This is a genomic window from Shinella sp. M31 (assembly GCF_049199205.1).
GTDB lineage: Bacteria > Pseudomonadota > Alphaproteobacteria > Rhizobiales > Rhizobiaceae > Shinella.
Map to the genome: position 1 here is coordinate 1 of NZ_JBLZPH010000029.1, position 13,190 is coordinate 13,190.

Here is a 13,190-nt window from a genome sequence, read left to right on the forward strand (position 1 = left end):
GCACGGTGCGGAAAATGTCGTCCGCCTCTTTCGTCAGGCTCTCGTCACCGCACAGCACGCGGGCGCGGGTCAGCGCCATATGCTCCCAGGTCCAGGCCTCCTCGGCCTGATATTTGGCGAAGGAGGTGATGCGGGTCGCGACCGGCCCCTTGTTGCCGGAGGGGCGCAGCCGCATGTCCACCTCATAGAGCACGCCTTCCGCCGTCGGGGCGGACAGGGCAGCGATCAGCCGCTGGGTGATGCGGGTAAAATATTTCATGTTGTCGAGCGGCTTGGCGCCATCAGACTCGAAGGCATCGCTGTCATGATCGTAAAGCAGGATCAGGTCGATATCGGAGCCGGCCGTCAGCTCGAAGCTGCCAAGCTTGCCCATGCCGACCAGCGCCACGCGCCCGCCGGGGAATTTACCATGCGCCGCCTCCACCTCGTCCAGCACCGCCTTCAGCGCCGCGGCGACGATGAGATCGGCGACATGGGTGAAGGCGCGGCCGGCCTGCTTGCCGGAGATCGCGCCCGTCAGCAGTCGGATGCCGATGAGGAAGCGCTGCTCGGCGGCGATGATGCGCAGGCGGTCGAGGATTTCCTCGTAGTGCCGCGCGCCGGAGACGAAGCCCTCGATGCGCTCGGCAAGATAGGCGCGTGTCGGCAGCTCGGCGAGCAGGCCGGGATCGAGCATGCCGTCAAAGACATGCGGCTTGGCCGCGATCACCTCGGCAAGGCGCGGCGCCGACGACATGATGTTGACGATGAGGGAGAGCAGCGCCGGATTGTTGCCGAGCAGCGAGAAGAGTTGGATGCCCGCCGGCAGGCCGGAGATGAAGTTGTCGAAGCGCAACAGCGCGTCATCCGCCCGCTTGCTCTCGCCGAAGACGCGCAGCAATTGCGGCGTCAGCTCCGTCAACCGCTCGCGTGCCTCGACGGATTGCGTGGCACGGTAGCGGCCGTAGTGCCAGGTGCGGATGGTGCGGGAAATATCGGCGGGGCGCTCGAAGCCGAGGCGCTTCAGCGTTTCCAGCGTATCGGGATCGTCCTTCTGGCCGGTGAAAACCAGGTTGCCGGTTTCGGAGGACAGCTTCGCCTCCTGCTCGAACAGCGCCGCATAGCGCCGTTCGACGGTCTTCAGCACTTCGACCAGTCTCGCCGAGAAGCTGCCGGTGTCCTCGAAGCCCAGCATGAACGCAATGCGCTTCAGTTCCGCCTCGGTGTCCGGCAGGAGATGGGTCTGCTCGTCGCGCACCATCTGGATGCGGTGCTCGACATCGCGCAGGAACCAGTAGGCCTCCGTCAATTCGCTGGCCGTCGCCGGGTCGATCCAGTTAGCCTTAGCCAGTTCTCCCAGCATCGGCTCGGTGGCGCGCAGGCGAAGTGCAGGCACACGGCCACCCGCGATGAGCTGCTGGGTCTGCACGAAGAATTCGATCTCCCGAATGCCGCCGCGACCGAGCTTGACGTTATGCCCCTTCACCGCGATCTCGCCATGGCCCTTGTGCACATGGATCTGCCGCTTGATGGAGTGAATGTCGGCGATCGCCGCATAATCGAGATATTTGCGGAAGACGAAGGGCGTCAGGCCCTTGAGGAAGGCTTCGCCCGCCTTGATGTCGCCGGCAATCGGCTTGGCCTTGATGAAGGCTGCACGCTCCCAGTTCTGGCCGCGGCTTTCGTAATACAGCATGGCCGAATCGAAGGAGATGGCGAGCGGTGTCGCACCGGGATCGGGCCGAAGACGCAGGTCCGTGCGAAAGACATATCCATCCGCCGTGCGCTCCTGCATGATGCGGATGAGGCGGCGCACGAGGCGCGAGAAGGTTTCCACCGCTTCGCTCGCATCCACGGCGACCTCGGCCATTGGATCGTAGAAGACGACGAGGTCGATATCGGAGGAATAGTTGAGTTCCGCGGCACCGAGCTTGCCCATGCCGAGCACGATCAAGCCGGATTTGTCGCTCGGCCGCGCCGGATCGGGCAGTTTCAGCTTGCCGCTCTGGTGGGCCGAGAGAAGAAGGTGGTCGATGGCTGCGGAAGTCGCCGCCTCGGCCAATGCGGTAAGAAGAGCGGTGGTGCGGCGTGCGTCGAAAATGCGGGCGAGATCGGCGAGCGCCGTGAGGAAGGCGACCTCGCGCTTGGCGATGCGCAGCCGGGTCATCAGCACGCCTTCCGTCACCTCGCCTTCCGAGGTTTGCCAGGCCGTGCGGGCGCGGGCAATGGCGGCGTCTATGGCCGGTAGGAGCGGCTCCTCCAGCGCGCGAACCAGCAGACGCGGGTCGATGCGGGCGGTGTCGCGCAGATAGGGCGACAGCGTGAAGGCGGCGACGATGAAATCCTTGAGCGGGCCATCCTCGCCGATGAGCTTTGCGATGGCGGCGTGGTCCTTCGCCCAATCCTTGAGATCGGACAGGACCGATTTGACCTCCGTCTGGCTAAGCGGCCGGATGGGGGAAGCCGTAAGATCGGAAAACCGCGTCGTTTCCGTCACGCTCATGATATCTCCTCGTCCTCAACGGACGAGATGTATCAGTCCGGACGGATAGGGAAAACCATCCTGACGGTCAGCCCCCGATTGTTTTCCCGCTCGGGATGAGTGGCATCGAGTTCCAGGAGGCCGTGATGCATCTCCATGACCGCGCCGACCAGCGACAGGCCGAGGCCGGTACCGGGTTTCGAGCGGCTGGCATCGAGACGAACAAAGCGCTTCACCACGTCGTCGCGTTTGTCGTCGGGTATGCCGGGGCCGTTGTCGGCAACAGCAAGCACGACGTCGCCGTCACGGCGCGAAAGCGACACGCGGATTTCCGGTTCGCCCCCGCCGCCCTCCGCATATTTGATCGCGTTGTCGATGAGGTTGCCAAGCGCCTGGCCGACGAGTTCCCGATTGCCTTTGATTTCGATCGCCTCGGCGATCTCGGTGACGAGACGCAAGCCGCCGTCCTCGGCGACGGGCTCATAGAGTTCCGCGCTGTCGCGGGCAATACCGCTGATATCGATCGTGCTCATCTCAGCCGGTGCCTGCCCCGCCTCGACGCGCGAGATCATCAGCAGCGCATTGAAGGTGCGGATCAGTTGGTCGGACTCACCGATCATCTCCTCGAGCGCCGTGCGGTAGTCGGCCTTGTCGTCGCCGGCAAGCGCGGCTTCCGCCTTGTTGCGCAGACGGGTCAAGGGCGTCTTGAGGTCATGGGCAATATTGTCGGAGACCTGCTTCAGCCCTTCATTGAGCTTTTCGATGCGGCCGAGCATTGTGTTCAGCGATTCGGAGAGACGGTCGAACTCGTCGCCGGACCCGCTGGTCGGCAGGCGCTGCGAGAGGTCGCCGGCCATGATGCGCTGGCTGGCGCCGGACATGCGATTCATGCGCTTCAGCGCGTTGCGGCCGATGAGATACCAGATGGCGAGCGCGCCGATGCCCATGACGCCGAGCGCCACCATCAGCGCCTGTCGCACCAGCTTGCGGAAATTCTCAGGCTCGCCAAGATCGCGACCGACAAGCACGCGCAGCCCGTTGGAGAGCACCACCACCTGCGCATAGGCCATAGGCCGCTTGTTGCCGCGCGCCTCCTCCTGATAGCGCTGGTAGAGGAAGGGTGTCTCGGTCCAGCCTTCCGTATCCAGCACGCCGGGTTGCAGCGAGGCCACGTTGCCGGCCAGCACCTCACCCGTCGGGCTTGCGATGATATAGAGATTGGCGCCCGGCTGGCGGGCGCGGCGCTCGAGCGTGCGCAACAGGCCGTTCATACCGCTCTTTTCGAAGATCGCCTCGATCTGCTGTCCTTCCTGGGCCACGGCATCGCGCATCTGCTGGCGCAGCAAGCCTTCGGACATGGTCGAGACGTAGAAGACGAGGAAGGCCGCGCAAATGGCGAACAGCAGGAGATAGACGGCGGAAAGCCGCACCGCCGTGGTGCGGTAGAGAACGGTCAGGCGGCCGAGCAGTCCGTTCATGAGGTCAGCCCGCCGCCTCGTCCTTCATCATGTATCCCGCGCCGCGCACGGTGCGCAGCAGCGGCTGATCGAAATCCTTCTCGATCTTCGAGCGCAGCCGCGAGACATGGACGTCGATGACATTGGTCTGGGGGTCGAAATGATAGTCCCAGACGTTTTCGAGCAGCATGGTGCGCGTCACCACCTGGCCGGCATTCTTCATCAGATATTCGAGCAGGCGGAACTCGCGCGGCTGGAGCAGGATTTCCTTGCCCGCCCGCTTGACCGTGTGCGAGAGCCGGTCGAGCTCGAGATCGCCGACGCGATAGACCATGTCCTGGTCCGGCGTGCCCTTGCGGCGGCCGAGAACCTCGACACGCGCCAGTAACTCGCTGAACGCATAGGGTTTTGGAAGATAGTCGTCGCCGCCGGCGCGCAGGCCCGTCACCCGGTCATCGACCTGGCCGAGCGCCGAGAGGATAAGCACCGGGGTATGAATGTTGCGGCGGCGCAGCTCGGTGATCAGCGACAGGCCGTCGCGGCGCGGCAGCATGCGGTCGATGACCAGCACATCATAGCTGTTTTCGGTTGCCAGAAAGAGGCCGCTCTCGCCGTCGCTCGCGTGGTCGAGCACGATGCCCGCCTCGCGAAAGGCCTTCGAGAGATAGGCGGCGGCCTCCAGATCGTCTTCCACAATCAATATCTTCATCGTACGAACCTTACAGCACGTTCGCCACGCCTTGGCTAGAACCGGGCCTTGGAGACAGCGACGCCGCGAAACCTTGCGATTCCGCGGCGCCGTTCAAAAGGGCTATGGAGCCGATCAGCCCTGGTCGATCGGCAGCGCCAAGAAGCGGCTGCCATCCTTGGTCTCGACCTGGAACAGCGCCTTGGAGCGGCCGTCCTTGCGGGCGCTATTCAGCACCTTTACGACGTCGTCAGCCGACTTGACCACCTGGTTGTTGACCGAGGTGATGCGGTCACCTTCCTTGAGGCCGCGGTCGCTGGCATCCGAGTCCGGATCGACGGAGGAAACCGTCAGGCCGTCATCGCCAGGGGTGACCGAGATGCCGAGGTCGGCCAGAGCCTGTTCGCTCGGCGCGGTTTCCGGCTCAGCCTCGTCGGTGCTCGTCGCAGCCTGGATCTGCTCGCCGGCCAGCGTGCCGATCTCGACCGGGATGTTCTGGGACTTGCCGTCACGCCAGACCGAAATCTCGACCTTCTTGCCGGGTGCGATCTGCGCGACGCGGCGGGCGAGATCGCGCGGGTCCTTGATCGGCTCGCCATCGAGCGCGGTGATCACGTCACCCTTCTTGATGCCGGCCTTGGCGCCGGGCGAATCGGCCTGCGGCTCGACGACCAGCGCACCGGCGGCTTCCGCCAGACCGAGCGAGTCGGCGATGTCACGGCTCACCGGCTGGATCTGCACGCCGAGCCAGCCGCGATCGACCTTGCCGTCCTTCATCAGGTTGGCGACGACGCCTTTGGCGACGGATGCCGGAATGGCGAAGGCGATGCCGACATTGCCGCCCGAGGGTGAGAAGATCGCGGTGTTGATGCCGACGACCTGGCCGGAGAGGTTGAAGGTCGGGCCGCCCGAATTGCCACGGTTCACGGCAGCGTCCACCTGCAGGTAGTCGTCATAAGGGCCGGAGCCGATGTCGCGGCCACGCGCCGAGATGATGCCGGCCGTCACCGTGCCGCCAAGACCGAAGGGGTTGCCGACGGCAACGACCCAGTCGCCGACGCGGATCTGGCTGTCGTCGGCGAAGTCCACATAGGTGAACTTGCGCTTGTCCTTTTCCTCAACCTTGAGAACGGCGAGGTCCGTGCGGCTGTCCTTGCCGACCAGCTTGGCATCAAGCTCGGTGCCGTCGTTCATGACAACCGTGAAGGCCGAGCCGTCGCTGACGACGTGATTGTTGGTGACGATATAGCCGTCTTCCGAGATGAAGAAGCCGGAGCCCTGCGCAGTCGGGCGCAGATGCGGCTTGCGGCCGGGGCCGCGACGGTCATCGCCGCGATCGCCGAACTGGCGGCCGGGACCGCGGTCGCCATGCATGTCATCCTGGCCACCGAATTCGCGGAAGAAGCGCTTCAGCGGATGATCGTCGGGCAGTTCGTCAAAGCCGCGGCCACCGAAATTGAACGAGAAGTTGCTCTCGTCATTGGCCGGCTTGATATCGGACTGGACGCGGACGGAAACGACGGCCGGGGAAACGGCCGAAACGACATCGGCAAAGCTCGCGACCTTCGGGCCTTCGACGGAAACGGCTTCCGCAAAGCTCTGGCTGACAGTGGCGGGAATGCCGGTCGCAAGCATCACGGCCGCAAGCCCGGCGACGGTTGTCGTCTTCAGGACGGTCTTGAGGCCTGGACGGAATGCTGAAATCTTGGACATTCTTTGCACCTTTTCTCTCATGTCGTGGCCGCATTCGGCGGCTCATGAGAGAAGAGATAGGACGGCGCACATTACGGCACACTATCCGCCGCATGAATTTTTGGTAATGTTGGAAAAATCCGGGCGAAAACGCGCTAGTCACCCTTGAGGGCGCGCTCCAGCTCCGCCTTTTCCACGTCGGACAGCGGCGTTCCCGTCGGCTTTCCGCCGCGTTTGCGTACGAACAGGATCATCGCCGTCGCACCGGCGAGGAACAGCACGATCGGCGCACCCCAGAGCAGCAGCGTCTCGCCGCGCAGGCGCGGGTTCAACAGCACGAATTCGCCGTAGCGCGAGACGACATAATCGATCACCGCCTGGTCGCTGTCACCGTTCTTCAGGCGCTCGCGCACGAGGAGGCGCAAATCACGGGCGAGTTCGGCATTGGAATCGTCGATCGACTGGTTCTGGCAGACCATGCAGCGCAGCTGTGACGACAGCGTTCGCGCACGGGCCTCCAGCGCCGGATCGGCCAGCACTTCGTCGGGATTGACGGCGAAGGCCGGAAACGCGGTCAGCAGGAAGGCGAAGACGATGAGCAGGCGGCGCATCACTCGGCCGCCTCCAGAACGGGCTTGACCTTGCGCGCCTTCTGCGGGGCACCGACACGCAGGCGCCTGTCGCAGAGCGAGACGGCACCGCCCGCCATCATGATCAGCGCGCCGATCCAGATGCAGAGAATCATCGGCTTCCACCAGACGCGCACGACGATGCCGCCATCGGCCATCGCATCGCCGAGGGAGACATAAAGCTGGCTGAGGCCGAAGGTGCGGATGCCGGCTTCCGTCGTCGGCATGCGGCGCGCGGTATAGAGCCGCTTGGAGGACCAGATATCCGTGACCGTCACGCCGCCCTGCGCCACCGTGAAGTGGCCGGACTCTTCCGAATAGTTCGGCCCCTGCCCGCGGCGCATGCCGTCGAAGGTCAGCATGTAGCCGCCAGCCTCCACCTGCATGCCCGGCTTCATCTCCACGACATGCTCCGTCTCGAACGCCGTCACCGCGATGACGCCGATGACGGTCACGCCGACACCGATATGGGCAAGCGCCGTGCCGAAGGCCGAACCCGGCAGGCCGACGAAGCGGCGGAAAGCGACATTGCCCTTCACCTTTCCGATGCCCGCGCGCATCCAGAGATCCGTGAGCGAGCCGGCGATCATGTAGAAGCCGATGGCAATACCGAAATAGGCCAGAACCGGCCCGCCACCATGCGCATAAACGACGGCAGCCGAGACGACGAGACCAACGGCCACCGCCGCAAACAGCCGCTGCCCGGCCGCAAAGACGTCGCCGCGCTTCCAGGCCAGCAGCGGCCCGAACGGCACGGCGAGCAGGAGCGGCAGCATCAGGAGGCCGAAGGTCAAATTGAAGAAGGGCGGGCCGACGGAAATCTTCTCGCCCGTCAGCGCTTCCAGCACCAGCGGATAGAGCGTTCCGGTCAGCACCGTCGCCGCCGCCGTCGTCAGGATCAGGTTGTTCAGAACCAGCGCCCCCTCGCGCGAGATCGGCGCGAAGAGCCCGCCGGCCTTCAGCGTCGCGGCGCGGAAGGCGAAGAGCGACAGCGCGCCGCCGATGAAGAAGACGAGAATGGCGAGGATGAAGACGCCGCGCGTCGGGTCCGTCGCGAAGGCATGCACCGAGGTCAGCACGCCCGAGCGCACGAGGAAGGTGCCGAGCAGCGACATGGAAAAGGTGAGGATGGCGAGCAGCACCGTCCAGATCTTCAGCGCCTCGCGCTTTTCCATGACGAGCGCGGAATGCAACAGCGCCGTGCCGGCGAGCCAGGGGATGAAGGAGGCGTTTTCCACTGGATCCCAGAACCACCAGCCGCCCCAGCCGAGTTCGTAATAGGCCCAATAGGAGCCCATTGCGATGCCGGCGGTCAGAAAGCTCCAGGCGGCCAGCGTCCAGGGGCGCACCCAGCGCGCCCAGGCGGCATCGATCCGTCCCTCGATCAACGCCGCGATGGCAAAGGAGAAACAGACAGAGAAGCCGACATAACCGAGATAGAGCAGCGGCGGATGGATCGCGAGGCCAACATCCTGCAGCACCGGATTGAGGTCGCGCCCCTCGGCCGGCGCGGGCGCAAGACGGATGAAGGGGTTGGAGGTCAGGAGGATGAACAGCGCAAAGGCCGTCGAGATGAGGCCCTGGATGGCCAGGACATTGGCGCGCAGCCGCTCCGGCAGGTTCCTGCCGAAGGTGGCGACAAGCGCGCTGAAGAAGACGAGGATGAGGAGCCAGAGCAGCATCGAGCCCTCATGGTTCCCCCAGACGCCGGAGATCTTGTAGATCATCGGCTTCAGCGAGTGCGAATTCTCCCAGACATTCACGACCGAGAAGTCGGATACGACATAGGCGAAGGTCAGGACCGAAAAGGAGAACAGCACCAGCAGAAAACCGGCAAGGGCCGCGGCGGGGGCCACGGCCATCAGCGAGCGATCATTGCGGATCGTGCCGATCAGCGGCAGCACCGCCTGGATGAGGACCGTCGCGAGCGCCAGAACCAGGGCATAGTGTCCAAGCTCGATGATCATTTGATCGTTTCCTTGCCGGAGAGTTCCACACCCTGCGCCTTCAGGCGGTCCGCCACGTCCTTGGGCATATAGGTCTCGTCATGTTTGGCAAGCACCGTGTCGGCGACGAACAGGCCGTCCATGCCGAATGCGCCCTCCGCCACGACGCCCTGGCCTTCGCGAAAGAGGTCGGGCAGAATGCCGGTATAGGTCACCGGCACTGTCGAGAGCGTATCGGTGACGGTGAAGGTCACCGTCGAGCCTTCGCCGCGCTTCACCGTGCCGGCCTCGACGAGGCCGCCGAGACGGATGCGGGTGCCCGGCGCGAGGTTGGCCTTGGCGAGATCGCCCGGCACATAGAAATAGGCGATGGACTGGCTGAAGGCGAACATGACGAGCAGCACCGCCGCCACGAGAAAGGCGACGCCGCCGCCGATGACTGCCAGGCGCTTCTGTTTGCGCGTCATTGTGTGTTGCCCTCAACCGAAATCGACAGGTCCCGCGCCAGCGCCAGAAGCTGTTTGCCGTTCTCGCTGTCGGCCGGGAAGGTTTTCAGCGCCGTCTGCAAAGCCGCCTCGGCCTTCGGCCTTTGATCCAGCACGACATAGGAACGGATGATGCGCATCCATCCTTCGAAATTATCCGGATTTTCCTGCAATTTTGCGGCAAGGTTTTCCACCATGCCGGCAATCATCTGCTGGCGGTCGCCCGTCGACATATCCTGCGCCGCAGCGACATCGTCCGCCGTCGGGTTGCCGAGCGCCGGGGTCGCACCGCCCTCGCCCAAGGCTGCGATATGCTTGTTGACCAGCGGCAGCCAGGCCGCATCGGCAGGAGAATCCTTGGCAAGCGCCTCGAAGGCCGCCTGCGCTTCCGGCTTCTTGCCTTCCTGCTCCAGAGCGAGGGCGAGATAGTAGCGGGTGCGCGGATTGTCGGGCTTGAGCTTCAGCGAGGCTTCGAGCGGCTTGCGCGCATTCGCCGTCACCACCCCATCGGCAAGCGCGATCAGCGCCTCCGCATAGCCGTCCAGCCGCTCCGGGCTCTCGCCGAGCAGGCGGATCGCCTGCGCATAGGCATTGGCCGAATCTTCCATCCGGCTGCTGCGATAGTAGATCGGCGCCAGGAGATCCCAGCCCGCGCCGTCGTCGGGGTTGCGCGCCAGATGGTTTTCCGCCCGCGCAATCAGGATGTTGATGTCGTTGCCCGGATTGGCGAGGCGTTCGGCAAGCGGCTGGGCCGGAAGGTCCGGCCGGCCGGTCGCCAGGTACAGACAGAGCCCGATGGCCGGAAGCACCACGATGACGAAGGCCTGCGCCAGGCGGTTGCGCCCGCTCGTGCGCGCCTTTTCCTTCGCTTCGGCCTTGCTTGCGGCGATCAGCCGGCGCGCGACTTCCGCGCGGGCAAGCTCGGCTTCGGCGGCGCCGATCAGGCCGGTCGCCTCGTCGCGCTTCAGCTCTTCCAGCTGGTCGCGATAGACCTCGACGTCATGGCCGGCATCGTTCGCGGACGCCGAAGGGCGCCGCAGCAGGGGAAGAAGCAGGACAGCGGCCACGGCTGCGGTCAGGATGGCGACAAGAATCCAGAAAAGCATGATCGTTCAATTACTGGAACGCCGCGGCGTTTCCAATTCCCCCGGGAACAATGACGCAAAATTGAGGCGTTTCGCCGCAAGGGCCGGATAGCCCGGCGGTTTCGTCAGGAAAGCGGTTCCCAGGCGCCGCTCGCGTTGCGGCAGGCCGCGCCGCGCGTCGCGGTGTCGCGGCCGTTGACGGTCAGCGTGTGGCTGTATTGCCGGCAGTTCTGCGAGCCGACCTGATAGGGGGCTGCCGCCACCACCGATCCTGCAATACCCTGCCCCTGCCAGAGGACCGGCTGGCCGCCGGGGGCCGCTTCCAGCGCGCGATACTCGGCTTCGAGCGCGCGCTGCATGTCGGCCTTGGAAAGCTGTGTCGCGGTGTTGCGGCTGACGAGCCCGCCCTGAAGCGCCGTGATATAAACGCCGGGGCCTGCCGCAACCGTCGTGGCACCGGCCGTCGCCTTGCCGCCCGACGTGGTCGTGCATCCCGAGACTGTGGCTGCTGCCAAAAGGAGGGGGAAAAAGGCGCCGCGCAAACCCGTCTTCATCCGCTCGACCGTCTCTCTTCCTGCAAGGCCGGCTGACAGCCGGCAATTCGTCATCCCGCGATCCCTATTATCGCGAACACGTCTCTTGTTGCATTGTCCGCCGCCTCAGGCAACATCCTTTGTAACGGCCGGCAGCACGAGGCGCGCCAGAAGCCCGCCGCCCGCCCCGCGCGAAAGCCCGAAGGTGCCCTGATATTCCGATGCGATCTCGCTGACGATCGAAAGGCCAAGCCCGGTACCCGGCTTGCTCTCGTCGAGCCGCTTGCCGCGCTTCATCGCCTCGCGGATCTGGTCCGGTTCGAGGCCCGGCCCGTCGTCCTCCACCTCGATGATGACCCAGTTCTTGCGCCCCTCGTCGTTGCCGCGCACGTCCGCCGGCGCCACGAAGACCCGCAACGTCACCACCGTGCGGGCATAGCGCGCCGCGTTTTCCAGGAGATTGCCAACAGTTTCCTCGACGTCCTGCTGCTCCATGGCGAGCACCAGCCCCGGCGGATCGACCGTCAACGGAAACTCCGTCTCGGCATTGAGCCTGCGCATCACGCGCACCAGCCGCTCCAGAACCGGCTGCGCCTCCGTGCGCGCCAGCACGGATTCGCGCTGGGCGGCGATGCGTGCGCGGTTGAGATAGGATTGCACCTGGCTCTGCATCGCCTCGGCCTGCGTCTTTACGAGTTCGCCCTGCGGCGCCGAAATCAACCGCGATTCGTTGAGCAGCACGGCGATCGGCGTCTTCAGCGAATGGGCAAGGTTGCCGACCTGCATGCGCGCCCGCTCGACGATGCGCCGGTTGCTGTCGATCAACGCATTCACTTCGCTCGCCAAGGGCAGGATTTCCCTGGGAAAATCGCCATCGAGCTGTTCGCTCTCGCCCGCCCGGATCTTTTCCAGCGCCTTACGTGCCCGGTCCAGCGGCCGAAGACCGATGAGGATCGCCGCCGCGTTGAGCATCAGGCTTCCGACGCCGAAGCCTGCCAGCGCGAGATAGAGGCTGCCTGCAAAATCGTCGATATCCTGCTCCAGAACATCGCGGTTGCCGACCACGCGAAAACGCGCCGTGCGCCCCTCGTCATCCAGCACCACTTCCGTCTCGCCCACCTCGACATCGTTCCCGAAGGAATCGATGGTCGTATAGAAGCGCTCATAGCGCGTGTCGAAGGGAATGCTGTCGGTATCGGGGATCGGAATGCTGCCCGTACCGAGCGACGCCGAGGTCAACGTCTCCGTCGCCAGCGCTCCGCCGATCGGCTCGACGATCCAGTACCAGCCCGATTTCGGCTGGAAGAACCGGAGATCGCCGAGTTGCGGCGTGCCGGAAAGCCTCGTCGCCTCGTCCGTCGAGACGGAATTGATGACGTTGTAGAGCTGCGCGCGCAGAAGATCGCGAAAACTCTTCTCCGCGCTCTGGCGATAGAGTGTCGAGATGACGACGGCGATCGCGATGAGCGCCAGCGCCGCCCACAACGAGGCGAGGAAGAGAACGCGGAAGGTGAGCGAACGGGAGCGCCTGGCGTTATTTGCCATTGGCCGGCGCTTGCATCCGGTAGCCGAGGCCGCGCACGGTCTCGATCAGATCGACGCCGATCTTCTTGCGCAGGCGCCCGACGAACACTTCGATCGTGTTGGAATCGCGATCGAAATCCTGGTCGTACATGTGCTCGACCAGCTCGGTGCGCGAGACGACCTCGCCCATATGATGCATGAGATAAGAGAGCAGCCGGTATTCATGCGAGGTGAGCTTCAGCGCCTCGCCATTGACCGTCGCCTTTGAACCCTTGGTGTCGAGCCGGACGGGACCGCAGACGATATCAGCGCTGGCATGGCCGGCGGCGCGGCGGATCAGCGCGCGGATACGGGCCAGCACTTCCTCGACATGGAAGGGCTTTGCCACATAATCGTCGGCGCCGGCATCGATGCCGGCCACCTTGTCGCTCCAGCGGTCGCGGGCGGTCAGAAGCAGGACCGGCATGCCCTTGCCGTCGGCACGCCACTTTTCGAGAACCGTGATGCCGTCCATTTCCGGCAGCCCGATATCGAGGATGATGGCATCATAGGGCTCGGTATCGCCGAGATAGTGCCCCTCTTCGCCGTCGAAGGCCTGGTCCACTACATAGCCGGCGTCCTTCAGGGCTTCGCTGAGCTGCCGGCTCAGGTTGACGTCGTCCTCGACCACCAGGATGCGCATTCGGCCTC

11 protein-coding genes are annotated in these 13,190 nt (G+C 64.7%); all 11 read right to left on the reverse strand.

Annotated elements, in window-relative coordinates; translation table 11 throughout:
• Positions 1-2,482: bifunctional [glutamine synthetase] adenylyltransferase/[glutamine synthetase]-adenylyl-L-tyrosine phosphorylase (locus ACOZKU_RS04695; protein ID WP_421577871.1), on the reverse strand; the 2,482-nt coding region annotated here is incomplete at its 3' end.
• A gap of 32 nt (positions 2,483-2,514) precedes the next feature.
• Positions 2,515-3,939 (reverse strand): sensor histidine kinase, encoded by a 1,425-nt coding sequence (locus ACOZKU_RS04700; RefSeq protein ID WP_421577872.1) that lies wholly within the window; start codon positions 3,937-3,939, stop codon positions 2,515-2,517.
• A gap of 4 nt (positions 3,940-3,943) precedes the next feature.
• Positions 3,944-4,627 (reverse strand): response regulator transcription factor, encoded by a 684-nt coding sequence (locus ACOZKU_RS04705; RefSeq protein WP_421577873.1) that lies wholly within the window; start codon positions 4,625-4,627, stop codon positions 3,944-3,946.
• A 114-nt stretch (positions 4,628-4,741) separates the two neighbouring features.
• Positions 4,742-6,319, reverse strand: a complete 1,578-nt coding sequence (locus ACOZKU_RS04710) for a Do family serine endopeptidase (RefSeq protein ID WP_421577874.1) — start codon at positions 6,317-6,319, stop codon at positions 4,742-4,744.
• A gap of 134 nt (positions 6,320-6,453) precedes the next feature.
• Complete coding sequence (locus ACOZKU_RS04715; protein WP_421577875.1) at positions 6,454-6,912, reverse strand: cytochrome c-type biogenesis protein; 459 nt, start codon at positions 6,910-6,912, stop codon at positions 6,454-6,456.
• Positions 6,909-8,894: a heme lyase CcmF/NrfE family subunit gene (locus tag ACOZKU_RS04720; RefSeq protein ID WP_421577876.1), complete on the reverse strand. Its 1,986-nt coding sequence runs from the start codon at positions 8,892-8,894 to the stop codon at positions 6,909-6,911. Before ACOZKU_RS04720 ends, ACOZKU_RS04715 begins: the two co-directional genes overlap by 4 nt.
• Positions 8,891-9,340 (reverse strand): cytochrome c maturation protein CcmE, encoded by a 450-nt coding sequence (ccmE, locus tag ACOZKU_RS04725; protein WP_298100707.1) that lies wholly within the window; start codon positions 9,338-9,340, stop codon positions 8,891-8,893. The genes ACOZKU_RS04720 and ccmE overlap by 4 nt, the downstream gene beginning before the upstream one ends.
• Positions 9,337-10,464: a c-type cytochrome biogenesis protein CcmI gene (gene ccmI / locus ACOZKU_RS04730; RefSeq protein WP_421577877.1), complete on the reverse strand. Its 1,128-nt coding sequence runs from the start codon at positions 10,462-10,464 to the stop codon at positions 9,337-9,339. Before ccmI ends, ccmE begins: the two co-directional genes overlap by 4 nt.
• 104 nt (positions 10,465-10,568) lie before the next feature.
• A complete protein-coding gene (locus ACOZKU_RS04735; RefSeq protein ID WP_421577941.1) occupies positions 10,569-10,997 on the reverse strand; it encodes a hypothetical protein in 429 nt (142 codons plus the stop codon).
• Positions 10,998-11,102: 105 nt separating this feature from the next.
• On the reverse strand, positions 11,103-12,521 hold the full coding sequence (locus tag ACOZKU_RS04740; RefSeq protein WP_421577878.1) for an ATP-binding protein: 1,419 nt from the start codon (positions 12,519-12,521) through the stop codon (positions 11,103-11,105).
• Positions 12,511-13,182 (reverse strand): response regulator transcription factor, encoded by a 672-nt coding sequence (locus ACOZKU_RS04745; protein WP_298100715.1) that lies wholly within the window; start codon positions 13,180-13,182, stop codon positions 12,511-12,513. Before ACOZKU_RS04745 ends, ACOZKU_RS04740 begins: the two co-directional genes overlap by 11 nt.
• Positions 13,183-13,190 lie beyond the last annotated feature (8 nt).

Coding starts and splice junctions, on each gene's coding strand:
- ccmI (WP_421577877.1), bottom strand. CDS start 10,464: ATGCTTTTCTGGATTCTTGTCGCCATCCTGACCGCAGCCGTGGCCGCT.
- ACOZKU_RS04745 (WP_298100715.1), bottom strand. CDS start 13,182: ATGCGCATCCTGGTGGTCGAGGACGACGTCAACCTGAGCCGGCAGCTC.
- ccmE (WP_298100707.1), bottom strand. CDS start 9,340: ATGACGCGCAAACAGAAGCGCCTGGCAGTCATCGGCGGCGGCGTCGCC.
- ACOZKU_RS04720 (WP_421577876.1), bottom strand. CDS start 8,894: ATGATCATCGAGCTTGGACACTATGCCCTGGTTCTGGCGCTCGCGACG.
- ACOZKU_RS04700 (WP_421577872.1), bottom strand. CDS start 3,939: ATGAACGGACTGCTCGGCCGCCTGACCGTTCTCTACCGCACCACGGCG.
- ACOZKU_RS04740 (WP_421577878.1), bottom strand. CDS start 12,521: ATGGCAAATAACGCCAGGCGCTCCCGTTCGCTCACCTTCCGCGTTCTC.
- ACOZKU_RS04705 (WP_421577873.1), bottom strand. CDS start 4,627: ATGAAGATATTGATTGTGGAAGACGATCTGGAGGCCGCCGCCTATCTC.
- ACOZKU_RS04735 (WP_421577941.1), bottom strand. CDS start 10,997: ATGAAGACGGGTTTGCGCGGCGCCTTTTTCCCCCTCCTTTTGGCAGCA.
- ACOZKU_RS04710 (WP_421577874.1), bottom strand. CDS start 6,319: ATGTCCAAGATTTCAGCATTCCGTCCAGGCCTCAAGACCGTCCTGAAG.